Source organism: Oceanibacterium hippocampi (assembly GCF_900172325.1).
GTDB lineage: Bacteria > Pseudomonadota > Alphaproteobacteria > Sneathiellales > Sneathiellaceae > Oceanibacterium > Oceanibacterium hippocampi.
The window spans coordinates 939,680-965,304 of the sequence record NZ_FWFR01000001.1 but is presented as its reverse complement, the minus strand read 5'-3'; the positions used below and the strand labels follow the sequence as shown (position 1 = coordinate 965,304).

The 25,625-nt window shown below is 67.2% G+C and carries 25 protein-coding genes; 14 read left to right on the top strand and 11 right to left on the bottom strand.

Annotation, left to right across the window (positions count from 1 at the left end; all coding sequences use genetic code 11):
- Positions 1–426: a VOC family protein gene (locus OCH7691_RS04510; RefSeq protein ID WP_217807794.1), complete on the bottom strand. Its 426-nt coding sequence runs from the start codon at positions 424–426 to the stop codon at positions 1–3.
- Positions 427–536: 110 nt separating this feature from the next.
- On the opposite strand from OCH7691_RS04510, the gene OCH7691_RS04505 reads away from it, so the two are divergent.
- A complete protein-coding gene (locus OCH7691_RS04505) occupies positions 537–956 on the top strand; it encodes a VOC family protein (RefSeq protein ID WP_085882188.1) in 420 nt (139 codons plus the stop codon).
- Positions 957–966: 10 nt separating this feature from the next.
- Positions 967–1,374, top strand: coding sequence for a nuclear transport factor 2 family protein (locus OCH7691_RS04500; protein WP_085882187.1), 408 nt, complete (start codon positions 967–969; stop codon positions 1,372–1,374).
- A 32-nt stretch (positions 1,375–1,406) separates the two neighbouring features.
- Here the strand turns inward: OCH7691_RS04500 and OCH7691_RS04495 are convergent, their stop codons facing one another.
- The 3 genes from OCH7691_RS04495 to OCH7691_RS04485 all read right to left on the bottom strand — a co-directional run bounded on the left by OCH7691_RS04495 (position 1,407) and on the right by OCH7691_RS04485 (position 3,676).
- Positions 1,407–1,919 (bottom strand): GyrI-like domain-containing protein, encoded by a 513-nt coding sequence (locus OCH7691_RS04495; protein WP_085882186.1) that lies wholly within the window; start codon positions 1,917–1,919, stop codon positions 1,407–1,409.
- A 96-nt stretch (positions 1,920–2,015) separates the two neighbouring features.
- Positions 2,016–2,945 carry an endonuclease/exonuclease/phosphatase family protein gene (locus tag OCH7691_RS04490; RefSeq protein ID WP_085882185.1) on the bottom strand — a complete coding sequence of 310 codons (930 nt, stop codon included), beginning with the start codon at positions 2,943–2,945 and terminating at the stop codon, positions 2,016–2,018.
- A 17-nt stretch (positions 2,946–2,962) separates the two neighbouring features.
- Entirely contained in the window at positions 2,963–3,676 is a 714-nt protein-coding gene (locus OCH7691_RS04485) for an amphi-Trp domain-containing protein (RefSeq protein WP_139839510.1), read from the bottom strand.
- Positions 3,677–3,860: 184 nt separating this feature from the next.
- On the opposite strand from OCH7691_RS04485, the gene OCH7691_RS04480 reads away from it, so the two are divergent.
- Together OCH7691_RS04480 and OCH7691_RS04475 are read left to right on the top strand one after the other, a co-directional pair.
- Positions 3,861–5,672 (top strand): B12-binding domain-containing radical SAM protein, encoded by a 1,812-nt coding sequence (locus OCH7691_RS04480; RefSeq protein ID WP_085882183.1) that lies wholly within the window; start codon positions 3,861–3,863, stop codon positions 5,670–5,672.
- Positions 5,673–5,763: 91 nt separating this feature from the next.
- Positions 5,764–6,804 carry a S1C family serine protease gene (locus OCH7691_RS04475; protein WP_176244909.1) on the top strand — a complete coding sequence of 347 codons (1,041 nt, stop codon included), beginning with the start codon at positions 5,764–5,766 and terminating at the stop codon, positions 6,802–6,804.
- Between the two features lie 12 nt (positions 6,805–6,816).
- Here the strand turns inward: OCH7691_RS04475 and OCH7691_RS04470 are convergent, their stop codons facing one another.
- The 4 genes from OCH7691_RS04470 to OCH7691_RS04455 form a co-directional block, all read right to left on the bottom strand.
- A complete protein-coding gene (locus OCH7691_RS04470) occupies positions 6,817–8,031 on the bottom strand; it encodes an MFS transporter (protein WP_085882181.1) in 1,215 nt (404 codons plus the stop codon).
- Between the two features lie 109 nt (positions 8,032–8,140).
- Positions 8,141–9,940, bottom strand: a complete 1,800-nt coding sequence (locus tag OCH7691_RS04465; protein WP_085882180.1) for a SulP family inorganic anion transporter — start codon at positions 9,938–9,940, stop codon at positions 8,141–8,143.
- A 22-nt stretch (positions 9,941–9,962) separates the two neighbouring features.
- Complete coding sequence (locus OCH7691_RS04460) at positions 9,963–10,535, bottom strand: rhodanese-like domain-containing protein (protein WP_085882179.1); 573 nt, start codon at positions 10,533–10,535, stop codon at positions 9,963–9,965.
- A 10-nt stretch (positions 10,536–10,545) separates the two neighbouring features.
- The gene (locus OCH7691_RS04455) at positions 10,546–10,848 is read right to left on the bottom strand and encodes an ArsR/SmtB family transcription factor (protein ID WP_217807793.1); all 303 of its coding nucleotides are present in this window, start codon (positions 10,846–10,848) and stop codon (positions 10,546–10,548) included.
- A gap of 104 nt (positions 10,849–10,952) precedes the next feature.
- Here OCH7691_RS04455 and OCH7691_RS04450 point away from each other — a divergent pair, with 104 nt between their 5' ends.
- Together OCH7691_RS04450 and OCH7691_RS04445 are read left to right on the top strand one after the other, a co-directional pair.
- The gene (locus tag OCH7691_RS04450; protein WP_085883497.1) at positions 10,953–11,816 is read left to right on the top strand and encodes an MBL fold metallo-hydrolase; all 864 of its coding nucleotides are present in this window, start codon (positions 10,953–10,955) and stop codon (positions 11,814–11,816) included.
- A gap of 93 nt (positions 11,817–11,909) precedes the next feature.
- A complete protein-coding gene (locus OCH7691_RS04445; RefSeq protein WP_085882178.1) occupies positions 11,910–12,095 on the top strand; it encodes a hypothetical protein in 186 nt (61 codons plus the stop codon).
- Positions 12,096–12,107: 12 nt separating this feature from the next.
- Here the strand turns inward: OCH7691_RS04445 and OCH7691_RS04440 are convergent, their stop codons facing one another.
- Both OCH7691_RS04440 and OCH7691_RS04435 read right to left on the bottom strand, forming a co-directional pair.
- Entirely contained in the window at positions 12,108–13,874 is a 1,767-nt protein-coding gene (locus tag OCH7691_RS04440) for an adenylate/guanylate cyclase domain-containing protein (RefSeq protein WP_085882177.1), read from the bottom strand.
- Positions 13,875–14,040: 166 nt separating this feature from the next.
- The gene (locus OCH7691_RS04435; RefSeq protein ID WP_085882176.1) at positions 14,041–14,805 is read right to left on the bottom strand and encodes an N-formylglutamate amidohydrolase; all 765 of its coding nucleotides are present in this window, start codon (positions 14,803–14,805) and stop codon (positions 14,041–14,043) included.
- A gap of 385 nt (positions 14,806–15,190) precedes the next feature.
- On the opposite strand from OCH7691_RS04435, the gene glpD reads away from it, so the two are divergent.
- The 8 genes from glpD (at position 15,191) to OCH7691_RS04395 (ending at position 23,844) form a co-directional block, all read left to right on the top strand.
- Positions 15,191–16,741, top strand: a complete 1,551-nt coding sequence (gene glpD, locus OCH7691_RS04430; RefSeq protein WP_217807792.1) for a glycerol-3-phosphate dehydrogenase — start codon at positions 15,191–15,193, stop codon at positions 16,739–16,741.
- The gene (locus OCH7691_RS04425) at positions 16,738–17,817 is read left to right on the top strand and encodes an ABC transporter ATP-binding protein (RefSeq protein ID WP_085882174.1); all 1,080 of its coding nucleotides are present in this window, start codon (positions 16,738–16,740) and stop codon (positions 17,815–17,817) included. The genes glpD and OCH7691_RS04425 overlap by 4 nt, the downstream gene beginning before the upstream one ends.
- A gap of 11 nt (positions 17,818–17,828) precedes the next feature.
- Positions 17,829–18,923, top strand: coding sequence for an ABC transporter ATP-binding protein (locus OCH7691_RS04420; protein WP_085882173.1), 1,095 nt, complete (start codon positions 17,829–17,831; stop codon positions 18,921–18,923).
- Positions 18,920–19,792 (top strand): carbohydrate ABC transporter permease, encoded by an 873-nt coding sequence (locus tag OCH7691_RS04415; protein ID WP_085882172.1) that lies wholly within the window; start codon positions 18,920–18,922, stop codon positions 19,790–19,792. The genes OCH7691_RS04420 and OCH7691_RS04415 overlap by 4 nt, the downstream gene beginning before the upstream one ends.
- On the top strand, positions 19,789–20,592 hold the full coding sequence (locus tag OCH7691_RS04410) for a carbohydrate ABC transporter permease (RefSeq protein ID WP_085882171.1): 804 nt from the start codon (positions 19,789–19,791) through the stop codon (positions 20,590–20,592). Before OCH7691_RS04415 ends, OCH7691_RS04410 begins: the two co-directional genes overlap by 4 nt.
- Before the next feature lie 13 nt (positions 20,593–20,605).
- Positions 20,606–20,884 carry a DUF2160 domain-containing protein gene (locus OCH7691_RS04405; protein WP_085882170.1) on the top strand — a complete coding sequence of 93 codons (279 nt, stop codon included), beginning with the start codon at positions 20,606–20,608 and terminating at the stop codon, positions 20,882–20,884.
- A gap of 209 nt (positions 20,885–21,093) precedes the next feature.
- Entirely contained in the window at positions 21,094–22,779 is a 1,686-nt protein-coding gene (locus OCH7691_RS04400) for an ABC transporter substrate-binding protein (RefSeq protein ID WP_139839509.1), read from the top strand.
- A 201-nt stretch (positions 22,780–22,980) separates the two neighbouring features.
- Positions 22,981–23,844 (top strand): pirin family protein, encoded by an 864-nt coding sequence (locus OCH7691_RS04395; RefSeq protein WP_370853105.1) that lies wholly within the window; start codon positions 22,981–22,983, stop codon positions 23,842–23,844.
- A 137-nt stretch (positions 23,845–23,981) separates the two neighbouring features.
- Here OCH7691_RS04395 and OCH7691_RS04390 read toward each other — a convergent pair whose 3' ends face one another.
- A complete protein-coding gene (locus OCH7691_RS04390; protein WP_139839508.1) occupies positions 23,982–25,619 on the bottom strand; it encodes a glycosyltransferase family protein in 1,638 nt (545 codons plus the stop codon).
- Between the last annotated feature and the right edge of the window lie 6 nt (positions 25,620–25,625).

Here is a 25,625-nt window from a genome sequence, read left to right as displayed (position 1 = left end):
TCAGGCCGGCCCGGGCGGCCCCTTCAGCTCGACCACGTTGCCGTCGGGATCCTCGATATAGATCGACTGCCCCTCGCCTTCCGCGCCGTAGCGGATCTTGGTTTCGCCCGTTTCGACACCGTTGGCGCGGAGGAAGCGATGGATGACGTCGGCATCGAAGGGCTCGACCCGGAGACAGAAGTGATCGAGGTTGCGGCCCGCGCGGCCCGGCGCCGCGCCGCCCTCCCGGCCGAGCACGCCGTTGACGTCGACGATGTCGATCAGCGAGGTGCCGGCACGCAGCTGGAACAGGCCGATCTTTTCCTCGCTCCGGTCGACATGGCATCCGAGCAGATCGCAATAGAATCCGAGAAGACGGGGCACGTCGCCGCTCCGGAGGACGATATGATCGATATGGGAAGGCTTGAACGGGCATTCGATCGTCAAGGCATCGGCTCCTGCACTGTCGATTCGACCCGGTGCTGCTTGGCCCGGGGCCGCCGAACGGCTATTTAGGAGATAGTCAACAACGCTTGCTCGGAAAAGGGGACTGCTTCGTGCGCTACCTCCACACGATGGTTCGCGTCAAGGATCTCGACGCCTCGCTCGATTTTTACGTCAACAAGCTCGGGATGATCGAAACCCGACGCTTCGAACGACCGGAAGGCCGCTATACGCTGGTCTTCGTCGCCGCCCCGGAGACGCCGGACGCCGAGGTCGAACTGACCTACAACTGGGATACGGAAGACTATGACGGCGGCCGAAACTTCGGCCATCTCGCCTTCGAGGTCGACGATATCTACGCTGCCTGCCAGAAGCTGATGGATGGCGGCGTGACGATCAACCGGCCGCCGCGCGACGGCCACATGGCCTTCGTCCGTTCGCCGGACAATATCTCGGTCGAGCTGTTGCAGAAGGGCAAGGCCCTGGCGCCGGCCGAACCCTGGTCGTCGATGCCCAATACAGGCGCCTGGTAGGACGCGCCCGATGACGACTGACCCGCGCGTCGCCCGTTGGCACAGGATCGTCGAGGAACGCGACATGCCCGCGCTTGCCGACATCCTGGCGCCAGACGTGCGCTTCCACGCGCCGGTCTACTGGCAGCCCCGCGAAGGGCGGGAGATGGTTCATCTCCTGCTTTCCAACGTCATCGAGATATTCGAGGATTTTGTCTACCACCGGGAAATGGTGCAGGGCGACGACTGCATCCTCGAATTCTCGGCCCGGATCGGCGACCGTCAGTTGAAGGGCGTCGACCTGATCCGCTGGGGCGCCGACGGGCGGATCGTCGATTTCGAGGTAATGATCCGTCCGACCAACGCGCACCAGGCGTTGCAGGAAGCGATGGCGGCGCGCATCCAGGCGGCGATGGCGGCGCGCGCCGGCGCCGGCTGAACGGACCCGGCGGGTACGGGCGGCTCCTGCAGTCAGCCCGCCCCGTCCGCCTCGGCGATCTTGATCGCGACCTCGGTCTCCCACAGGTTCGGGTCGGGCTCGAGGGCCGGGTCGGTGAGATAGATCTCGAGCCGGCAGGCGAAGCGCTCGCCCTCGGGTGTCGCCTGCGAATCCCAGGTGAAGCCCCGTTCCCGCGCCCAGCCGATCAGCGCCGCGTTGACGTCGTAGAGATCGGCATAAGAGCCGGTATAGACGACACTGGCAAACTGCCCGGCCGGCAAGGTCCCGGCGACGACCCGCCCGTCGCCCTCGACCGGCGCCGCCGTGACGATGCCGAATTCCATCTGCAGGCTGCGCGCCATGTCGACGACGTCGTACTTGAAGAACGGCAGTCCGTCGCCGGCGATCCCGCGCTCGGCGAGCCAGCGGAACAGCTCGTCATGGGCCTCCGCCCCGACCGTCCCCAGGTCGTCCATCGTCACCGTTGAGCGGATCGCCACATAGGGGCGGGCGGCGCGTTCGATGACCGTCGGTAATGTCAGCATGATCTGATCCCCTTTCCGGCCTGCCAACGGGCCGGGCACGGTCAGGATAGCGCGGACCGGATCCGGCCGGAACGCCCACTGGCACCGACGACGCCGTCAGGTCCTGTCGAGGTCCAGGCGGACGAACAGCGGCTGGTGATCCGATCCGTCGGCCCGGCCATCGACCCAGGCATCCGTGACCGCGCGCCGGAGTTCCGGCGTCACGAAGGCGTAGTCGATGCGCCGCGGCCCGGCCGTCCCGCCGGTGAAGGTCGCTCCGGCGGCCGGATCCTTCTCGTCACCGCCGGCGAGGCTCCAGGCATCGTGCAACTGGTCGTAATGGGCATGACGGCGGCCCCGGTAGAGTCCGCCGCAGATCAGTTCGTAGGCCGGCTCATCGGTCGTCATGTTCATGTCGCCCATGACGATGGCGCGGCGCGGCGGCACCGGAACCGACGGCTCGGCCTTGCGGAACTCGGCCGGGCTGATGCCGTCCCAGGGCGCGCCCTCCTCCGGCGCCTGGCGGACCAGTGCCATCAGTGCCTCCGCCTGGCCGATGCGCTGCGACGGCGCGACATGGGAGAGATGGACGCTGTAGACCCGAAGCAGCCCGGACGGCGTGTCGATCACGGTTTCCAGGGCCGAACGCTGCAGATCGAACATCCCGGTGATCGGGCGCTTGGGCAACAGGATGTTGCGGGTCGTGCGGATCGGCCAGCGACTGAGGACCATGTTGCCGAAGGTCCGCCGGCGACAATGGGCCGGGTCGGGAGCCGCCCCGCCCGCCGGGTCGTCCTCGGCCGTTTCGCCGAGATCGACATCGACACCGGCACCGTAGGCATGATAGCGCCCGAGACGCTCGGCGAGGATCTGCGACTGGTCGACGGGCGCCGCCCCCGGCCAGTAACGGGTCACCTCCTGCAGGGCGATGATGTCGGCATCGCCGACAGTCGCGGCGATACGGTCGAGATCGTGACGGCCGTCCGTGCCGACTCCGAAATGGATATTGTAGCTCGCGAACAGGAATCCGCCGCCGTCGCCGCCCATCGCCTGATCCTTCGCGGCTATTCCGATTCGCCTTCGAAATCGTTGTCGTCGTCGGTCGGCGCCGACCAGCCGAGCGTGAGGCGGATTTCCTGTTTCTTGTCGTTCCGTTCGGCGCGCAGCTTGAGCTTGATCTCCTGACGCGGCGCCAGGGTGATCCGGCGGCCGTCGATCTCGATCGAGATGCGCCCGTCCTTGAGTCCCTGCAGGATATCGTCGAGCAGCCCGACCGCCTCGCTGCGGGATATCCGCTCCTTGCGCTTGACCTTGAGCGCCGGCAACGCGATCGGCATCGCCGCCTTGGCGCTCTTGGGCTTGTCCGCGGACTTCTTCGGGGCAACGGTGACCGTCACCACCTCGGTCGGTTTTCCCGTGACCCGCCGGGGATCGGCGCGGCGGCGCGGCGCGGTCGTGCGTGCCGACGGCACGGCTGCGGCGGCGAGACGCCGGCGCGGCGCGGCGGCCTTGACCGGGACCGGGCGGGCCGGCACGGCGGGCTTCTTCGACGGCGGGGCTTTCCTCGCTGGCCCGGCGGGCTTCTCCGGCGGCTTCGATTCGCCAGCGGTTTTCCCGGTCTTGCCGGTCGCCGGCGGGGTCTTTGCCGGGGCGGTCTTGCGCGTCGGTTTCTTCGCCGCGGGCCCGGACTTGCTGGCGGGTTTCTCCGCCTCCGTCCCCTCGGCCTTCGGCTCCGCGTCCTTGCGGCCGCTGTCGCCCCTGGATTTCCTGTCGGTCATCGTCATCGTCTCATGGCGGTGGCCGGCGATACGGCCTGTCGATTCGCGGCGGAGAATACGCGGACCCGACGCATCCTGTCACCCGTCTTGCCACCTGTCGACGGCCCGGCCCCTCGCGGGGCATTTCCAATATTCCTGATCGATTGTATGGTGGCGGTCTCAGCCCCGAGCCCAAGGACTGCCCATGAGCCCGCGCGCCAGCGACAACAGCTTCTGCATCGACATGATCAAGCCGTCGCACTACGACGACGACGGCTACGTCATCCAGTGGCGGCGCGCCTGGATCCCGTCCAACTCGCTGTCCTGCCTGTACGGCATCACCCTCGACATCATGGAGCGCGGCGCCCTCGGCGAGGATGTCGAGGTCGCGCTGAACGCCTATGACGAGACCAACACGGTCATCCCGGTCGACGAGATCGTGCGGCGCCACAAGGCCGCTGGGCGGGGCGGCATCGTCTGCATGGTGGGCGTGCAGTCGAACCAGTTTCCCCGCGCCCTCGATCTCGCCCGACGGTTCCGGGCCGAGGGCCTTCAGGTCGCGATCGGCGGCTTCCATGCGAGCGGCTGCCTCGCCATGCTCCCGGAACTGCCCGACGACCTGAAGGAGGCGCTGGAACTCGGCATCACGCTGTTCGCCGGCGAAGGCGAGGGCGGCCGGCTCGCCGCCTTCTACAAGGACGCCCTGGCCGGCCGGCTGGAGCCGATCTACAACCACATGAACGACCTTCCGGGCATCGAGGAGGAGCCGGTCCCCTTCCTGCCGGAGCAGATGGTGCGCCGCTACGGCGGCTCGATCGCCAGCTTCGATGCCGGGCGGGGCTGCCCGTTCCAGTGCTCGTTCTGCACGATCATCAACGTGCAGGGCCGGAAGTCCCGCTTCCGCGATGCCGACGACATCGAGCGGCTGATCCGCGCCAATGTCGATCAGGGCATCAACCGCTTCTTCATCACCGACGACAATTTCGCCCGCAACCGGAACTGGGAAGCGATCTTCGACCGCATCGGCGACCTGCGCGAGGCGCTCGGCAAGCCCTTCTCGATTATCATCCAGGTCGACACGCTCTGCCACAAGATCCCCAACTTCATCGCCAAGGCGAAGCGGGCCGGGGTCGCCCGGGTCTTCATCGGGCTGGAGAACATCAATCCCGACAACCTGATGGCGGCGAACAAGCGGCAGAACCGGATCACCGAGTACCGGCTGATGCTGCAGGAATGGCGGAACCACCAGATCATCACCTATGCCGGCTATATCCTGGGGTTCCCGGCCGACACGCCGGAGCGGATCGCCCACGACATCGAGGTGATCAAGCGCGAGCTGCCGATCGACGTGCTGGAATTCTTCTGCCTGACGCCGCTGCCGGGCTCGGAGGATCACAAGAACCTGACGCTCCGCTCGGTGCCGATGGATCCGGACATGAACATCTACGATCTTGAGCATGTCACGACCGGCCATTCGCTGATGAGCAAGGACGAGTGGCAGGGCATCTACAACAACGCCTGGGACATCTACTATTCCCGCGATCACATCGTCACCCTAATGCGGCGGATGATCGCCTCCGGCAACAAGCCGGAGCGGATCTGGGCCCATGCGCTGCAATTCCACGGCTCGATCAAGTTCGAGAAGGTGCATCCGCTGCAGGGCGGCTATTTCCGCCGCAAGATCCGCACCGAGCGCCGCAGCACGCTGCCGATCGAGAGCCCGCTCGTCTTCTATCCACGGCGGCTGGTTGAGATACTCACCACCTATGTTCCCTTCGCGCTCTATGCCGCCGATCTCTGGCTGCTGTGCCAGCGCATCAAGCGGGAACAGCGCGGCCAGAGCTATACCGACCTGGCACTGAGCCCGGTCGAGGAGGCGGACGAGGAATCGCTCGAGATGTTCGACCATACCGATGCCGCCAAGGCCGCCGTCGCCAAGGCGCGATCGAACCGGGCAGCCTCGGCCCGGGCCGGAGAGGCGCGCGCCAACGCCGCCACCGCCACCGCGGCGGAATAGCCGTCCGCACTGGCGCCAGGCATCCGATTTCGCTAGATTGAACAGGTCGGGCCCGGTCCCGCCGCGCCCGGTCATCGCAGGAGGTGGCGCCATGGGCACGTACCGGTCCTTCCCCCTCAACCTGCTTGCCGCCGCCCTGGCCGGCCTGGCCTTTCTCGTCGCCCCGGGCGCAGAAAGCCCCGCCCGCGCGCAGGAGACCGTGACGGATTCGGCACAGACCTCGGCCGCGCAGGTCTTCGGCGCCGTGGTCCGTGTCACCGCCGAGGTCCCGGCGGAAGCCCGCACCGCATCATCGCTCGGCAGGCTCCGCAGCGGCAACGGCGTCATTATCGACGATAGCGGCCTCGTCCTCACGATCGGTTACCTGATCCTCGAGGCCGATACGGTGCTGATCAGCGAGGCCGGCGGGCGCCACCTGCCGGCGGAAATCGTCGCCTATGATTACGACACCGGCTTCGGCCTCGTCCGCGCCCTCGGCGCGCTCCGGAACAAGCCGCTTCGTCTGGGCTCCTCCGCCGACCTCGTCGAGGACAGCCGGGTCGCCGTGATCGGCGCGGGCGGGCCGGGCAACTCGCATGGCGGCACGGTCGTCTCGCGACGGGAGTTCGCCGGTTATTGGGAGTATCTCCTCGACAGCGCGATCTACACCAGCCCGCCCCACGCAGACTGGGGCGGCGCCGCCCTGGTCGACCCGCAGGGGCGGCTGGTCGGAATCGGCTCGCTGATCGTCGGCGACGCCCGGCCGGGCCCGCCGCCCGAACCGGGCAACATGTTCGTGCCGATCGACCTGCTGAAGCCGATCCTCGGCGACCTGCTTGCCGGCGGGCGGGTCGAGGCCCCACCGCACCCGTGGTTCGGCATGTTCACCCGCGACACCGACGACGGCGTCGTCGTCAGCGCGGTCACGCCGGACGGCCCGGCCGCGGGCGCAGGCATCCGCCCGGGCGACAAGGTGGTCGCGGTCGGCGGCATGCCGGTCGGCGCCATGGCCGAACTGTTCCGCACCGCCTGGGCGATGGGCCCGCCGGGCACCGTGATCGAACTCGGCCTCGAACGCGATGGCGCGCCGCTCAGCCTGCCCGTGACGACCGGCGACCGCTACGACTGGCTGCGGTTCGGGCGCGGCAACTGATCCTGGGGTCGGCTAGCGCCGGCCGTTGGCCAGTCGCGCCGAATCCGGGTGACGGCGCAGCCGCCACATCGCCAGCACGCCGAGGAACGGCCCCGGCGCCAGGAAGACGAAGGCGTAATGCCAGCCGACCAGGTCGACCAGCACCGGGACGAGCTGGATCGTGACCAGCGTCAGCAGGAAGCCGAGCGATGTCTGCATGGTCAGCATCGTGCCGACCAGTTCCTTCTCCGACAGCTCGGCGACGGCGGCCGAGAATTGCGGCGAGTCGGCAACGATCGCAACGCCCCAGACAAGGCATAGCGCGACCAGCAGAATGGGATTGCCGCCGAACAGGAAGCCGGCGGCAATGGCGCAGGCGCCGCTCGTCGCCATCGCGGCGATGGTCAGGGTGGTCCGCCCCCAGCGATCGGCGAAGACGCCGCCGATGACGCAGCCGACGCCGCCCGCGGCAATCGTGGCGAAGGTTGCGAAGGCGGCCCGGACGCCGGCGGTTTCCGGATCGCCCGAGCCGAGACGGAAGCTCGCGTCGAGAAAGACGCCGATCCACGCCCACATGGCGTAGAGTTCCCACATGTGGCCGAGGTAGCCGAGGTTGGCGAGACGCAGCGAAGGCCGGGTCCAGCCATGCAGGGCGAAGCGCATCCTGAACTTCGGCGAGCGGGCATAATTGGGGCCGATGCGGGTGACGGAAATCGCCAGCGCGCCGCCGAGCGCGACGATCGAGGCGCCGGCGATCGTCAGCCGCCAGTCGAGCCCGCCGAGCCCGTTCAGGAAATGCGGCACGGCCGAACCGAGCGTCAGCGCGCCGACGATCAGCCCGACCATCAGCCCCATGTCACCTGCCCTGGCCCATGTGGTCGCGAGCTTCATGCCGACCGGGTAGATCCCGGCCATTGCGATACCGGTGACCAGGCGGAGGAAGATCACCCAGGGGGAAGAAGGGTCGAGGACCAGGATCAGCGCGTTGGCGGCACTGGCAAGCAGTGTCGCGGCCATGAAGAAGCGGCGCGGATCGAGACGGTCGGCAAGGCCGAGCGCGGCGCTGGCCAGCGTGCCGAGGACGAAGCCGAACTGCACGGCGCTGGTGAACAGCGACGCCGTGTGGCTGTCGATGCCGGCCTCCGCCTTCAGTGCCGGAACGACCGCCGAGGCGGAGAACCAGAGACCGAGCGCCGCCACCTCGGCGAGCGCGATGAAACCGATCGAAAAGCCGCGCCCGGCGCGCATATGTACCGTCCCCGCTGGAAAGTTCCGCCGCCCGCTCTCGGCGCCGGAGGCGAAGACTCGCCGATCCGGCGTCTACCTGCAAGTAGGACGAAACAGCTTCAGCCGAAAATCACTTCCCCGTCAGACCCCTGGCGTCCGGGCGCCGCTCGCCGCCGGCGAGCGCGACGGCCGCATCGTGGGTCGAGAGGAAAATCCGCCCGGGCGCCATGTCGGCGACGAAACGGCCACGTTCGAGGCGGTCCATGACCGGACCTTTCACCTCGGCCAGATGCAGCGTCACCCCCATTTCGCGGAGCTGGTGCACGAGTTGCTCCAGGCTCTCCAGCGCGCTGCCGTCGATGAAGTTGACGGCACTGCATATCAGCACGAGATGCTCGATCTCCGGATCCTCGACCGCGGCGGCGAGCAGGCGGTCCTCCAGATAGGCGGTATTGGCAAAGTACAGGCTTTCGTCCACCCGGACGAACTGGACGCCCGGATAGAGCCGTACCGGGTGACGCAGGACATTCCGGAAATGCTCGCTGTCGCCGAGCCGCCCGACGACCGCCATGTGCGGCCGGCTGGTCCGCCAGAGATAGAGCGCCAGCGACAGCGCGATACCGGCGGCGATGCCGATCTCGATACCGGCCGCGAGCACGGCCGCGAAGGTGACCGCGAGCCCCGCCGCATCGGCGCGGTTGTAACGCCAGGCGCGGAGCAGGCTTCGGACGTCGATCAGCGAGGCGACGGCGACCACGATGATGGCGGCCAGCACGGCGATCGGCAGGCGATGCAGGACCGGTGTGAAGAAGCCGACGACCAGGGCGACCAGCACGGCCGTGACGATGGAGGCAAGCGGGGTGTTCGCGCCGGCGGAGAAATTCACCACCGACCGCCCGAAGCCGCCGGCGACGGGATAGCCGCCGGAAAAGGCGGCGCCGAGGTTGGCCATGCCGAGGCCGAGCAGTTCCTGGTCCGGGTCGATCTTCTGGCGGCGCTTGGCGGCGAGCGCGCGTGCCACCGAGACGCTTTCCAGAAAGCCGATCAGGGCGATCAGCAGCGCCGCGGGCAACAGCTCCCGGATCAGGACCGGATCGAGCGCCGGCATGGTGAAATCCGGCAGACCGGCCGGAATCGCGCCGACCACCCGGACCCCCGCATTCCTGTCGAGATCGAAGGCAACCACGGCGCCGAGGCCGGCGAGTGCTGCGATGATCGGACCGCCCTTGCCGATGGCGGCGGCGACAGCATGCGGCAGGCCCAGGCCGGCAAGAAGGGACACCAGCCGACGCCGGGCGAACAGGAGGATCAGGATCGCGCCGACGCCGATCGCCGCCGTCGTCGCGTTCACGCTGTCGAGATGTGCGGCGGTCCCGAGCAGGCCATCGACGAAGCCGTGGCTTTTCGGCACATCGAGGCCCAGCAGTTGCTTGAGTTGGCTGACGATGATGATGATCGCCGCCGCGCTGGTGAATCCGGAAATCACCGGATGGGAGAGGAAATTGGTCAGGAAGCCGAGCCTGAAAAGGCCCATCGCGAGCAGGATCGTCCCGCTCATCGCGGCAAGCAGCAACGCCAGGACCGGCCCCGGCAGGGCCGCCGCCGCGCCGCCGAGCCCGGCGATCGCCGTCGCCGTCATGAGCGAGGCAATGGCGACCGGGCCGACCGCCAACGTCCGGCTCGAACCGAACAGCGCGTAAATCAGGGGCGGCGCGATGCTGGCGTAGAGCCCGACCTCGGGCGGCATGCCGGCCAGCAGGGCGTAAGCCATGCCCTGCGGCACCAGCATGATAGCGACCACGGTGCCGGCGATCAGGTCGCCCGGCAGGTCGGCGCGTCGATACGTGCCGAGCCAGGCCAGTACGGGAACATGGCGGGTGATCCGGGAGAGTCCGGACCGGTCGGCCGATTGTCGCGACGGCCCGGACATGCCGGCAGGTTCCCGCTTCGGCTCAGGCGCTCGCGGGACGTTCGCTGATCGTCGCCGAACGGCGGAACTCCCTGTTCCAGGGCATGGCGGAGAGTACTTGCGCCATGCCGCAGAAGCCGGTGGCACCGGCGAAGACGAGACCGGCGCCGACAAAGGCCGACAGCGCCATGAACCAGGGCGATACCAGCACGGCGAGCAGGCAGCCGAGGACGACCAGCGAGCCGGCCGAGATCTGCACCTGGCGCATGATGCTGATCGGCGCCCTGGCATTGGTGTTGAGGCTCAGCCCGGCGCGCTTCCAGGCCTCGATGCCGCCGTCAAGATAGTAGACTTCGCGGAATCCGGTCGCCAGGATCTGGGTCGCCGCCTGTTGCGTGCGATTGCCGCTGTGGCAGTGGAAGACCCCGATCTTCTCATGCTCGCGCGGGAAATCCGCCGGGTTGAAAGCGGACAGCGGCACCAGCCGCGAACCCGGAATATGCTCGCGGATGTATTCGTCCGACTCGCGGATATCGATCAGGACGGCTTTTCCGTTCTTGAGCAAGTTGTCGAGCGCTTGCGCGTCGATGGCTTTGAGGATGGCGGCACTGGTCATATCGGCCTCTTCACTCGTTGGGGGCGCAGAAGGTCTCGTAGAGGAATTCCATCAGTTGCCGGATGTCCGGCCGGGCAAGCGTGTAGTAGACGACCTGTCCGTCGCGGCGGCGGCTCACCAGCCCGTCCCGCCGGAGCACGGCGAGCTGTTGCGACATCGCCGGCTCACGCATGTCGAGACGGGACGCAAGCTCGCCTACCGACAGTTCCTCCTGCACGAGCTGGCACAGGATCAGCAGGCGGTTCCGGCTGGAAAGCGCCTTCATCAACTCGCTGACCGTTTCGGCGGTCTCGTACATTTTCTCGACCTGCATACTTGCGTATCTATGCAGATATGCATAACTTGTCAAGAGACGAACGGCCTTGCCTGCCCGACATGCACTTCGGTTATCATCCCGCCCAGAAGGGGGAAGCGATCATGAAACCTGACGTCCAGGCCTTCTTTCATGAGCCGACATTCACGGTAACCTATGTCGTGAAGGAGCCGGGTGCTCGGCATGCGGCGATCATCGATTCGACGCTCGACTTCGACCCGAAATCCGGCCGCACGGGCACCGAGGCGGCCGATCGGGTCATTTCCCACGTGCGCGAGAACGATCTCACGGTCGACTGGATCCTGGAAACTCACGTGCATGCCGATCATCTGACCGCGGCGCCCTATCTCAAGAAGGCGCTGGGCGGCCGGACGGCGATCGGCGGCCGCATTGCAGAGGTTCAGTCGGTCTTCAAGGACGTATTCAACACCGACAGCGGCTTCACCGCCGATGGCCGGCAATTCGATCGCCTGTTCGAGGATGACGAGACCTTCCGGATCGGCGCGCTCGAGGCGCGGGTCCTGCACACGCCCGGCCATACCCCCGCCTGCGTCACCTATCTGGCCGGCGACGCCGCCTTCGTTGGCGACACCATGTTCATGCCGGACTATGGCAGCGCGCGTTGCGACTTTCCCGGCGGCGATGCGCGCACGCTTTACCGCTCGATCCGGCGTATCCTGGCGCTGCCCCCCGAAACCCGCCTATTTCTCTGTCACGACTACAAGGCGCCGGGCCGCGATGTCTTCGCCTGGGAGACCACGGTCGGCGAGCAGCGGGCGCGCAACATCCATATCCGCGACGGCATCACGGAAGATGCGTTCGTCGCCATGCGGACCGAGCGCGACAGGACGCTGGCTTGCCCGATGCTGCTGTTGCCGTCGATCCAGGTGAACATGCGCGCCGGCGAATTTCCGCCGCCGGAAGACAACGGCGTCAGCTATCTGAAGATCCCCCTGAACCAGCTCTGAAGGCGAAAGCGGGCCTTCAAGAAGGATTGATTTCCGCCCGCCCCCTGCCGGCGCGATGATGGCATCGTCATCCCCGTCGCCCGGAGGGTCAGCGTGCCCAGCCCAGCCCGCCTTGCCGCCCTGCTGTTCCTGCTGATCGCGGCCGGTTGCCAGACCACCACCGACGATTGCGAGGGCAAGGACGCGACCCACGCCGAGTGCCGCCGCGGCAGTTGCGTGCGCGTTCCCGGGAATGTCTGCCACGGGGCGGAACTGCCGCCGCTGAACGCCGCCGCCTGACCCGACCGCGCGTCAGTCGGTATCGAGCGCGAAGATCTCCATGTCGCCATGCCGGCCGCGCAGCGCGCGCCGGCCGAGCGAGCGGCTCGCAATGCCCGCGCCCGCGGCGGCACCGGCGGTCACCGCACTGGTCAGGGCGAAGATGTCGGCATCCGGCCCACAGCATTCGCGGCAGAGCATTTCCAGCCGTTCCGCCGCGTTCACCACGTCGCCGATCACGGTATAGTTCATCCGCGTCGGCGCGCCGATATTGCCGACAACGACCATGCCGCTGTGGATCCCGATCCGGACATGGATCGGCGGCAGCCCGGCGGCAGTCCGTTCGAGATTGTCGGCACGAAGCGCGACGGCGATTCGGCGCACCGCGCGACAGGCCCGGGCGGCGTGGTCCGGCACCGGTTCCGGCGCGCCCCAGAAGGCCATCACCGCATCACCGATATACTTGTCGATGGTCCCCTCCTCGGCCTCGACGCAATCGGCGATGAGCGCGAAATGCCGGTTGAGGAGCGCGGCGACATCGGCCGCCGGCATGTCCTCGGCGAGGTTGGTGAAGCCGACGATGTCGGTGAAGATCACGGTGACCTCGCGGGGCTCGGATTCGATTGCCCCGCCCTGCCGCATCAAGCGGCGCACGAGCTGCCTCGGGACATAGATCGCGAAGGAGCGGAGACCGCGGACCATCTCCTCGAGCGCCCGTCCGGCCTCGTTCAGTTCCCGGAACGCGGTTCGCGGGATCGATGGAACCGCGTCCAGGTCGAGTTCCCGGATGCGCCGGGCGGCGCCGGCGATCCGTCCGATCGGGCGGCTGATCGCACCGCCGACGAGCAGCGCGACGACAAGGCCGGCCAACACGATGGCGAGGCCGAGCCATGGCAGGAAGCGCAGCCGCGCGAGCTGCGGCGCCGCCTCGTCGAGCGGCAGATAGGTTCCGATCAGCCAGGGTTCCACGTCGAAATCGGCGATCGCCTTGTAGAGGAAGACGACGGGCCGGCCGTCGATCTCGACGACGCGGGCCGTCACGCCGTTGGCGAGGCGGTTCTCGTCGCCGGTGAGCCGGTCATCGTCCCAGAGCGCGGCGAGCGCCCGGTCGCCGATCTCGGCCACACCCGGCAGAGGATGCGCGTCGCTCAAGCCCGCGAGACCGCGGACGAGTGCCGGATGGGCCAGCACATAGTCGCGGCCGCGCAGCACGAACGGCGTGCCCCGCCGGCCCGCCTCGGGCGCTGCCAGAAAATCGGAAAAGGATGCGATCGAGAGCGCGGCGATCAGCGCGCCCTGGAACCGGCCGTCTCGCCGCACGGGTACGACCAGGTTCAGAAAGGTCTCGCCGACCGGCTCGGCCACGAAAAACTGGCCCCAGCGGGCCGCCAGGCCATCGCGCGCGGCCTCGACCTGACGACGAATACCCGGATCGTCGCTCCAGTCGTCACGGCGAACCGACCTTCCCGAACGCGCGGAAAAGGCCCGCATGACCTGCAGGTCGTCGGAGATGAACGCAACCGTGGAAATCTGCGGCGCCGCGGCAAGGGAGGCGCTCAGCATCAACGGCAGCTCGGGATCGTCGAGCGGCGCCATGTCACGCGCCTCGATCGCCGCCTTCAGCCACCCGAGCCCGGCAGTCGCCGGTTCGAGATGGCCGCGGATCCGTTGCTCGATCCGGTCGATGACCAGTTCCGCCTTGTCGCGCACCAGCTCCGTCGTGTTGAGCGTGGCGACATGGTAGGTCATCAGGAAGACGAGAGCCGCGGCGGCGGCCACGAGACCGCCGATCGCCGCCACGAGGACGATAGTGATCGGCAGGCCGCGGCGCGGAATGATTCTCGAAATGGCGACAGGACTCCTGTTCAGAGTGCGCCTCGAACGGACCGGCGAAGTCTGGACGAGCCGCCGGTCCGCGGCAAGGCGACCTGTCGTCGCGGCCCGCTACGCCGGGGCAGGCATGCGGCTACCGCCACGTTTCGAGGATGCCTGCCAGCCGGGCCGCCCATTCTGCCTGACCGTCCCGGTCGCCGAGCTGGTCGTTCCGGATCTCGATCATCGCGTGCGGAATGCCCCTTGCCGCGCCGTGACGGGCGAGCGTGTGGTCGACATTGTCCGCCGGTGAATAGGGTTCGTTGTCGCCGACAACTAGCGCGCTGTCGGTCGCGAGGCCGGCGATCAGGTGGTCGGCAAGTCGGCGGTCCTCGCCGTGGATGATGCCGACATGCCAGGGCCGCGCCTTGCCGTCGCGGGCCAGGGCCGGCGTGAAGCTGTGCACCGTGACGAAAATCGCCCGTTCGGCATGCCCGGCGGCCCGGTCCAGCGCTGTTTCAATCGCCGCGTGAAAGGGGCGGTAGAGCGCCTCCGCGCGCGCCGCGCGGGCGCGGTCTTCGAGGTCGCGATTGCCCGGCACCGGCATGCCGTCCGCGACCTCGACGATCGAGCCCGGATTGCCGACCGGCCGGTTGCAGTCGATGACCAGGCGGGAATAGGCCGGCATCACGAGCGCCGCGCCGAGCCGTTCCGCCATCAGGCGCGCGACTGGTTCGGCGCCGATATCCCAGCCGATATGCCCGGCCAGCACGTCGGGATCGAGGCCGAGGCCTGCCAGCCGTCGCGGCACCTTGCGCCCCGCATGGTCGCAGGCCAGCACGAACGGCGAGCCGGGGGCACCGTCAATCAGGCTGACCGCAGCGCTCTCGTCGGCCGCCAGGAACGGGTCGTCAGCCATTCGCACTCTCCATTTCCGACGGACGGGCCACGTTCGATCAGCGCGGCGGCGGCATTCTCATGCGCCGGGCCGAGACGGTCAAGCGACGCTGTCTGCGGGACCACGCAGTCCGGTGGGCCGGCCGGACCCGCGCGAAACGACCGAATCGCCCGCGTGGCGCGCCTCTTTGGCTGGGAGTCCGGTGATTTTCGTTTTCCTCTCGGCAAGGCACACGAAACCATTACGAACCAAAACGAATATTTTTTGCGCCTTGTGTCCGCGCTTTTGTTCGCATATGAAAATTTTCTCTTGCGTCTTTCCGGCCCGCGGATGGAGACTCCGCGTCGGTGAGGCGTCGTACCGTTTGCTTATTCCGACACCCGGATCTGCCGGGGAACGAGGCAGCGTGGAACATTCCGCACCTTACGATCTCTTCATCATCGGCGGCGGCATCAATGGCGCCGGTATCGCCCGCGACGCGGCCGGCCGTGGCCTGTCGGTCATGCTCTGCGAGATGAACGACCTGGCCTCGGCGACCTCATCGGCCAGCACCAAGCTCATTCACGGCGGACTGCGCTACCTGGAATACTACGAGTTCCGGCTGGTGCGCGAGGCGCTCGAGGAACGCGAGGTGCTGCTGCGGGCGGCGCCGCACATCATCTGGCCGCTTCGCTTCGTGCTGCCGCACAACAAGGGACTCCGCCCGGCGTGGATGATCCGCCTCGGGCTTTTTCTCTACGATCACCTGGGCGGCCGCAAGCTGCTGCCGGCCTCGCGCTCGATCCGCTTCCGCGCGCATCCCGCCGGCGCCCCCCTGAAGGACGGCTTCACCCGGGGTTTCGTCTACTCCGATTGCTGGGTCCAGGATTCCCGGCTGGTGGTGCTGAACGCGCTCGACGCGAAGGAACGCGGCGCCACCATCCTGACGCGCACCGAATGCGTGACCGCGCAGCGGGAGGCCGGGCTCTGGGTCCTGACGATCCGCGACCGGGAAACCGGCGAGGTCAGCCATGTCCGGGCCCGCGGCCTGGTCAACGCCGCCGGCCCCTGGGTCGCTCGGGTCCTGAAGGCGCAGATCGGATCGAACCGGCCGGTCCACATCCGGCTGGTCAAGGGCAGCCACGTGATCGTACCCCGCATGTTCGAGCACGAGAACGCCTACATCTTTCAGAACCCGGACGGCCGCGTGATCTTCGCGGTCCCCTACGAGGGCGACTTCACGCTGATCGGCACGACCGACGAGGATTACCAGGGCGAACTCGACGCCGTCGACGCCTCGCCCGCCGAGATCGCCTATCTCTGCGACGCGGTGAACGAGTATTTCCGCAAGCCCATCACCCCGGCCGACGTGGTTGCGAGCTATGCCGGCGTGAGGCCGCTGTTCGGCGAGGAGGACGCGGACGCCGCGGCCGTCAGCCGCGACTACAAGATCGAACTCGACGACGCGTCGACGACCGATGCGCCGCTCCTCAACGTCTTCGGCGGCAAGCTTACCACCTATCGCCGGCTCGCCGAATCGGCGATGGAACACCTGGCACCCCTGCTCGCCTTCCCGAAGGCCGGCTGGACCGATACCGCGGCGCTGCCGGGCGGCGACATCGCGGACGCCGATTTCGACGGCTTTCTGGGCGAGATCCGGCGCGAGTTCCCCTGGCTCGGCGAAGCGCGGTCCTGGCGACTGGCGCGCAACTACGGCACCCGTATTCGCGAGATCATCGGCGATGCCGGTTCGCCGCGCGACCTCGGCCGGGACTTCGGTGGCGGCCTGACCGAGGCGGAAGTCGAGTACCTCATGCGCCATGAATGGGCCCGGACGGCGGAAGACGTGCTGTGGCGCCGGTCGAAGATGAAGTTGCATTGTCCCGAGACCACCGCCAACGAACTCGACCGCTGGATGGCGGCCAGCCGACGACCGCAAGCGGCGGCGCGGATGCGGGCGGAGGCGCCTCCCGGATGACCATCTCGCTCAGCGATGTCTCGCTGGTCGTCGGCGCCGAAACCTGGCTGTCGGACATCAGCCTCGACCTCGGCCCCGGCGCCCCGCATGTTCTGCTCGGGCCCACGACCGCCGGCAAGACCTCGCTGATACGGATCCTCGCCGGCCTCGACCGGCCAAGCACCGGGCGCATTCTCGCGAACGGCGCGGATGTCACCGGCAAGTCGGTCCGCAAGCGCAACGTTGCCATCGTCTACCAGCAGTTCATCAACTATCCCTCCTTCACGGTTTACGAGAATATCGCCGCGCCGCTCCGCCGGGGCGGGCTGCCTCGGAAGGAAATCGACTCGCGGATCCGCGAAGTCGCGGCGCTGCTCCATATCGACGCCCTGCTCGATAGGCTGCCTGCCGAACTCTCCGGCGGCCAGCAGCAGCGCACCGCGCTCGCCCGCGCCCTCGTCAAGGACGCCGACTTGCTCCTGCTCGACGAGCCGCTGGTCAATCTCGACTACAAGCTGCGCGAGGAACTGCGGGCCGAGCTTCGCGAGATCTTCGCCCGCAGGCCCTCGATCGTCGTCTATGCCACCACCGAACCGACCGAGGCGCTGCTGATCGGCGGCCGCACGGTGATCATGGACGCCGGCCGGATCCTGCAGAGCGGCGCGACGGCGGAGGTCTACAAGCGACCGGCGACGGTGCGCGTCGGCGAGGTCTTCTCGGACCCACCGATGAACATGATCGCCGGGCGGGTGGCGGCCGGGCGGGCCCGCCTCGGCTCCAGTCTCGAACTGCCGCTCGGCCGCCATCTCGCTGCCCTTGCCGACGGCCCCTACATCTTCGGCGCCCGCTGCGGCCATCTTTTCATCGATCGCCGGGCCGACGACGACCTGGCCATCCCCGGCGTCCTGGAACTTGCCGAGATCAACGGCTCGGAGACCTTCATCCATGCCCGACACGAGGAAACCTCCTGGGTCGCCCAGGAGGAAGGCGTGCACGGCCTGGCCCTCGGCCAGCCCGTGACGCTCTACATCAACCCGCGCCATCTTTATGCCTTCGACGACGCCGGCCGGCTCGCCGCAGCGCCGAGCGGCGGCTGAGGGAGACCGGCATGGCCCACGTCCGACTTGACGGAATCGCGCACAGCTACTCGGGCGGAGCGGCCGAGGCGGACTGGGCGCTGAAGACCCTCGATCACGACTGGCGGGACGGCGGCGCCTATGCCCTGCTCGGGCCATCAGGCTGTGGCAAGACGACACTCCTTAACGTGATCTCGGGGCTGATCATACCGACCCGGGGACGCATCCTGTTCGATGGCAAGGACGTGACCGCGCTGCCGACCGAGGCCCGCAACATCGCCCAGGTTTTCCAGTTCCCGGTCATCTACGACACCATGACGGTTTACGACAACCTGGCCTTCCCGCTGCGCAACCGGGGCTTCCCGGGCCCGGAGATCGACCGCCTGGTGCGTCAGGTCGCCGGGATGCTGGATCTTGCCGACGATATCGGCAGGCGAGCGCGCAACCTCTCCGCCGACGCCAAGCAGAAGATCTCGCTCGGCCGCGGGCTGGTCCGCCCGGATGTCGCGGCGATCCTGTTCGACGAGCCGCTGACCGTCATCGATCCGCACATGAAGTGGAAGCTGCGGCGCAAGCTGAAGGAGATCCACGAGCAGTACAGGCTGACCCTGGTCTATGTCACGCACGACCAGAACGAGGCCCTGACCTTCGCCGACACCATCGTCGTCATGCACGAGGGGCGGATCCTCCAGGTCGGCAGCCCGCAGGCGCTGTTCGAGCGTCCGCAGCATACCTTCGTGGGCTATTTTATCGGCAGCCCGGGCATGAACCTGATCGACTGCCGGCTGGATGGCGAGACGGCGCGAATCGGCGAGGCGGCGATTCCGCTAGCCGGCGCGCTCAAGGGAGCCGCCGGAACGGCGCCGTCCGGCGCGCTCCGGCTCGGCATCCGACCGGAATTCCTGACCCTGCACGATGCGCAAGGGCCTGGGCGCGTGGAGGTCGCGATCCGCACGGTCGAGGATCTCGGAAACTACCGGATCGTCACCGCCCTGCTCGGCGACACGGCGCTCAAGATCAAGCTCGACGAGGAGGCGCCGATTCCCGCAGACCGCGCCTGGCTCGCCTTTCCGCCGGGGCGCACGCTGCTCTACCACGACGATCGGCTGATCGAGGCCAGCCCATGAACAAGATCCAAGACAATCGCGCCTGGTTCCTGGTGATGCCGGTATTCGTCATCGTGGCGATGTCGGCAATCATCCCATTGATGACCGTCGTCAACTATTCGGTGCAGGACATCTTCGGGCCCGGCAACCGGGTCTTCGTCGGCGCGGAATGGTTCATCGACGTGCTCGGTGACCGCCGCCTGCAGGAGGCACTGTGGCGCCAGTTCCTGTTTTCCGGCCTCGTCCTGCTGATCGAGATCCCGCTCGGCGTGATGATCGCGCTCACCATGCCGAAGCGCGGCTGGGGCGTCTCCGCGACGCTGGTCCTGATCGCCCTGCCCCTGCTCATCCCGTGGAACGTCATCGGGACGATCTGGATCATTTTCACGCGACCCGATATCGGCCTGTTCGGGGTGATCGTGAACGCGCTCGGCCTCGGCTTCGACCATACCGCATCGCCGCTGGATGCCTGGGTCACGGTCATGCTGATGGAGGTCTGGCACTGGACTCCGCTGGTCGCCCTGCTCGCCTATGCCGGTCTGCGCGCGATTCCCGACGCCTACTACCAGGCGGCGCGGATCGACGGCGCCTCCGCCTGGGCGATCTTCCGCTATATCCAGCTGCCGAAGATGCGTGGCGTGCTGACGATCGCCGTTCTGCTGCGCTTCATGGATTCGTTCCTGATCTACGCCGAACCATTTGTGCTGACGGGCGGCGGACCCGGCAATTCGACCACGTTCCTCTCGATCCACCTGGTGAAGATCGCCGTCGGGCAGTTTGACCTCGGTCCGGCGGCCGCCTTCTCGCTGATCTATTTCCTGATCGTCCTGCTGTTCTGCTGGCTGTTCTACCAGGCACTGCAGAGCGTCGGCACAGGAGACCGGGCATGAGGATTCGGAAGAGCACGATCGGGTTGCTGATCTACCTGACGCTGACCCTGTTGCCGATCTACTGGATGCTCAACATGTCGTTGCGGACCAACGCCGACATCCTGGAGAACTTTGCCCTCATCCCGCTCAACATCACGTTCGACAACTACATCAAGATATTCACCGACGAGGCCTGGTACTCCGGATATCTCAACTCGATCATCTATGTCAGTATCAATACCGCGATCTCGCTGGCGACCGCGCTGCCGGCCGCCTATGCCTTCTCGCGCTTCCGCTTTCTCGGCGACAAGCACATGTTCTTCTGGCTGCTGACCAACCGGATGGCACCGCCGGCAGTGTTCCTGCTGCCCTTCTTCCAGCTCTACTCGACCTTCGGCCTGATCGACACGCACATCGCGGTCGCGATCTCGCATTGCCTGTTCAATGTGCCGCTGGCGGTCTGGATCCTCGAGGGGTTCATGTCCGGTGTCCCGCGCGAGATCGACGAGACCGCCTATGTCGACGGCTATTCCTTCCCGCGCTTCTTCGTCACCGTGTTCGTGCCGATGATCCGCACCGGGATCGGCGTCACGGCATTCTTCTGCTTCATGTTCTCCTGGGTCGAACTGCTGCTCGCCCGGACGCTGACGACGACCGACGCCAAGCCGATCGCCGCGACCATGACACGCACGGTGAGCGCCACCGGCCTCGACTGGGGACTGCTGGCGGCGGCCGGAATCCTGACCATCGTGCCGGGCGCGCTCGTGATCTGGTTCGTCCGCAACTACATGGCCAAGGGCTTCGCCCTGGGCCGGGTCTGAGGAGGGTCGCGCCATGAGCCTCGAGTGGATGGCCTGGACGCTGCCGACGGCGCTGTTCTTCGTCACCATCGCGATGCTGCTCGCGGGCATGACCGTCTGGCAGGCCGTCCGGCCGAGCATCGAGCGGCGCGGCTTCCTCCGCCTGCGGACGACGCGCGGCGACCGGCTGTTCATCGGCCTGCTGGGCAGCGCCTATATCCACCTCGCCTGGCTCGGCCTGACCGACTGGAGCCTGTGGGGAGCACTTGCCGTCTCGATCGCCTGGATGGCGATCGTCATGCGCTGGGGTTGACGGGAAAAGGAGGAGAAAGACCGAAACGGACCGATAGCGACTGTGCCCGAACGCGCCGGAGGGACCGTCCCCCCGGGGCGCGAGACGGCGGCCGAAGACGCCGCCGCAACAGAAAGGAACGGATCATGACAAGGGAAACGAGAGGAACGCCCGGGCGGTTCTGGCCGGGATGTACAACGACCGCGTTTTCGCTTTGCGTATTGATCGGTATGAGTTCCGGGCCGGCCTTCGCGGACATGGATGCCGCGAAACGCTGGGTTGACAACGAGTTCCAGCCTTCGACCCTGGGCAAGGATGCTCAGATGAAGGAAATGGAATGGTTCATCAAGGCCGCAGAACCCTTCAAGGGCATGGAGATCAAGGTCGTTTCGGAGACGATCCCGACCCACGACTACGAATCCAAGACGCTGACCAAGGCGTTCGAGGAGATCACCGGGATCAAGGTCACACATGACCTGATCCAGGAAGGCGACGTGATCGAGAAGCTGCAGACGCAGCTGCAATCCGGCGACAATATCTACGACGCGTATATCAACGATTCCGACCTGATCGGAACGCATTTCCGCTACGGCGCGGTGGTCAATCTCACCGACTGGATGGCCGGTCCCGGCAAGGACGTCACCCTGCCGACACTCGATATCGACGATTTCATCGGCAAGGAGTTCACGACCGGCCCGGACGGCAAGCTGTACCAGCTTCCCGACCAGCAGTTCGCCAATCTCTACTGGTTCCGCTACGACTGGTTCACCAATCCCGACATCAAGGCGAAGTTCAAGGCCAAGTACGGCTACGAGCTCGGCGTGCCGGTGAACTGGTCGGCCTACGAGGACATCGCGGAGTTCTTCACCAAGGATATTCGCGAGGTCGACGGCAAGGCGATCTACGGCCACATGGACTACGGCAAGAAGGCGCCGGATCTCGGCTGGCGCTTTACCGATGCCTGGCTGTCGATGGCCGGTGCGGGCGACAAGGGCCTGCCGAATGGCAAGCCGGTGGACGAATGGGGCATCCGCGTTGACGGCTGCCGCCCGGTCGGCGCCAGCGTCAGCCGCGGCGGCGCGACCAACGGTCCTGCCGCCAAGTATTCACTTCGCAAATACATGGAATGGCTCCGGCTCTATGCTCCTCCGGGCGCGCTCGGCATGGATTTCTACCAGTCGCTGCCGAGTCTTTCGAAGGGCAACGTCGCCCAGCAGATCTTCTGGTACACCGCGTTCACGGCCAGCATGGTGGCGCCGCAGAGCGAGGGCAACAATACCGTCGACGCCGACGGCAACCTGCTGTGGCGGATGGCGCCGTCGCCGCACGGCCCCTACTGGGAGGAAGGCCAGAAGCTCGGCTATCAGGACGCCGGCTCCTGGACATTGCTGAAATCGACGCCCGAGGACCGGCGCAAGGCCGCCTGGCTCTACGCCCAGTTCACGGTCGCCAAGACGGTTTCGCTGAAGAAGAGCCATGTCGGGCTCACCATCATCCGTGACAGCGACATCAACGACCAGTCGTTCACCGACCGGGCGCCCAGGCTCGGCGGGCTGGTCGAGTTCTATCGCAGCCCCGCCCGCGTCGCCTGGACGCCGAGCGGCACCAACGTCCCCGACTATCCGAAACTGGCCCAGCTCTGGTGGCAGAATATCGGCGAGGCGGTGGCCGGCGAGGTGACCGTGGATACCGCCATGGACAATCTCGCGGCCGAGATGGACAAGGTGATGGCCCGCATCGAGCGCTCCGGCGTTCAGGGCGAATGCGGTCCGAAGCTCAACAAGGAAGAGGACGAAAGCGTCTGGCTGGCCCGGCCCGGCGCACCCAAGGCGAAGCTCGCCAACGAGAAGCCGCAGGGCGAGACGCTGGACTACGACAAGCTCCTGCAGGCCTGGCGGGAAGGGCGCGTGAAATAGCGCCCGGACCGACCAACCGGACCTGAGCAACTCGGGCGGCGAGCAATCGCCGCCCGCTCTTTTCCCGCCCGTCCCGGTCATTGTTTCGCGATGGCCAACAGACCGTCGCGCCGGCCCCGGCTTCCCCCGCGCGATGCCCCGCCCAACATGCTAGTCTGGCGACATTCCTGGAGACGGAGCGCGGCAATGAGCGGACAACGGGTGAGCGAACGACCGGCAGCGGCAACCCGCGAGGTCATCGGGACCGTCGACGGCACCCCGACCAGCGATGGCGCCGGCGTGAAGCTGAAACGGCTGCTCGGCACGTCGAAGCTGCCCGGCCTCGACCCCTTCCTGATGCTCGACGAGTTCCGCTCCGACGATGCCGCCGATTATATCGCCGGCTTCCCGGACCATCCCCATCGCGGCTTCGAGACCGTCACCTACATGCTAGCCGGCCGCATGCGGCACGGCGACAACCAGGGCAATACCGGCCTGCTCGGCCCGGGCAGCGTGCAATGGATGACCGCCGGGCGCGGCATCGTGCATTCGGAGATGCCCGAACAGATCGACGGCCTGATGTGGGGCTTCCAGCTCTGGGTCAACCTGCCCGCGAGCGACAAGATGACGGCGCCGCGCTACCAGGATATCGACCCCAGGGCGATACCCGTGATCGAGCAGGCGGACGGGGTTCGCGTGAAGGTCGTCGCCGGACGCCATGTCGGCGTCGAGGGCGCGGTGCGCTCTGTGGCGACCGATCCGCAGTTCCTCGACATCGCGTTGCCGGCAGGCACCGCCTTCCGTACCGCGCTCCCGGCCGGTTACTCGGCCTTCGCCTATGTCTTCGAGGGGGCAGCCCGGATCGGCGATGGCGCGCGGGCGGAAACGGTTCCGGCAGGCCGGCTCGCGGTGCTCGGCGACGGCACCGAGTTCGCCGTGGCGGCAGCCGGGTCGACGGCGGCGCGGCTGATCCTGGTCGCCGGCCGGCCGCTCGGCGAGCCGGTGGTCAAGTACGGCCCCTTCGTCATGAACACCGAGGCGGAGATCCACCAAGCGATCCGCGACTACCAGTCCGGCCGCTTCTAGGGCGATATCCGATCCGGCCGGATATGGCTCTGTTTCGCGGAACGAATCAGGATGTTCCCGCTATCAACCCTTTTTGTTCGCATTAATATGCGAAATACATAATACTTTTTCCATATCCCGGGCAACAGCGATACGGCTCAGCCGGCCGGGACGAAGATCCGTGCATGGCCCGCCGGAATCGCAAGCAGGGGTTCCGGCAGTTGCCCGGAAACCTCCCGCCAGGCGGGGTCCGCGGCGACCCGGCCGGCAAAGGCCGGATCGACGATCAGCACGCCGACGCCCAGCGCCCGGGCCCGGTCGAGATGGTCGGCGTCGAGTTCCGCACCGTAGAATTGCCGGCCGGTGGCGAAGGCGGCATTCAGGCTGAGCCGATTGACGTTGCCGATCTCCGCATAGGGTCCCTCCGCACCGATTCCGTCGAGCGCGCGAGCGAGCGAAGCCGATTGCCGGTAGGCGCCGTGCGCCGGCGCGCCGTCCGGCCGGGTGCCGATCTCGCGGGCCCGGATCAGTTCGGGCGCCCAGAGGAACACCGCGACAACCAGCGTCAGCAGCAGTCGCGGCAGCCAGGCCGGCAGGAACCCGAACAGGCGCCATGACAGGAGGCCGGCCTTCTCGCCCCATTGCACGGCGCCGAAGGTGGCACCGAGCAGGAACGGATAGGCCGCCATGTAATAGCGTTCCTGCGCCGCGTAGGAGACCATGTAGGGCAGCAGCACGATCGCCGCCCCGAAGATTCCGAAACGCCATGGCTCGGCCAGCAGCCGTGGCCCCCCGGGCCCGTGGAACAAGAGCGCGAACAGGGCCCCCACGGTGAGCAGGAACCAGCCGCCAGAAGTCAGCACGCCATGGGCATAGAGGACGTTCTCGGCCAGCACCGACACCAGGCCCGGCTTCTTCTCCGGCGCGATCATGCCGCCGGTGCCGCCGAACTCGCTCGGGTCCTCCCAGCTCGTGATCCGGCCGTCCCTGGGCTTGTGAAACTCGGTGAAGTTCGGATGCTCGATCCCGATCGCCTGGCCCTGGTTGCGTTCGATCGCGGTCGTCCAGGTGAAATGCCCGTAATGGTTTGACAGCACGAGGATCCAAGGACCGGCGACCACGGCCATGGCGAGCAGCGCCGGCAGGGCGATCTTCAGCACCGCGCCGAGGCCGCGCTCGCGGGTCACCAGCACCATGATCGCGAAGCCGACGATGATGCCGAAGGCGAACAGCAGTCCCGGGGTCTTGCAGAGATAGGCGACGCCCAGCACCAGCCCGGCAAGGATCGCCATCGCGATCGAATGCCGCCGCAGGGCGAGGATGTAGAGGCCGCCGCCGAAGACCACGAAACTGCCGAGCAGGAGATCCGGCGTCAGCTGGTTCGAGGCCCAGTAGGCGGAGAACAGCGCAAGCGCGATGCCGGCCAGCAGGCGGTAGCGCGGCCGGACCCCGACGATCCGGAGATAGATCTCGCCGGCGAGGATCAAACAGAGGCCGGTGAAGCCGAGCACGCCCCAGCCGACGGTCATCGGATCCCGCGTGACGAGCAGCGCGACCGCCATGATCCAGCTGTACATCACGCCCCAGTAGCCGCTCACGGCGAGCCCGGTGTTGCCGGCCAGCCAGTGGGTCGCGTTCTGGTAATAGCTGATGAAATCCGGGTTGATGCCCTCCACGACATAGAGGTCGCGGACCACCATCATCGCCAGGTAAGTCAGGACGGGCACGATCCATGACAACGGCCGGAGCAGCGTCGCCAGCATCTCTCCGGAAGCCCCGGGTTCGGTCTCGGTCACGTTCTG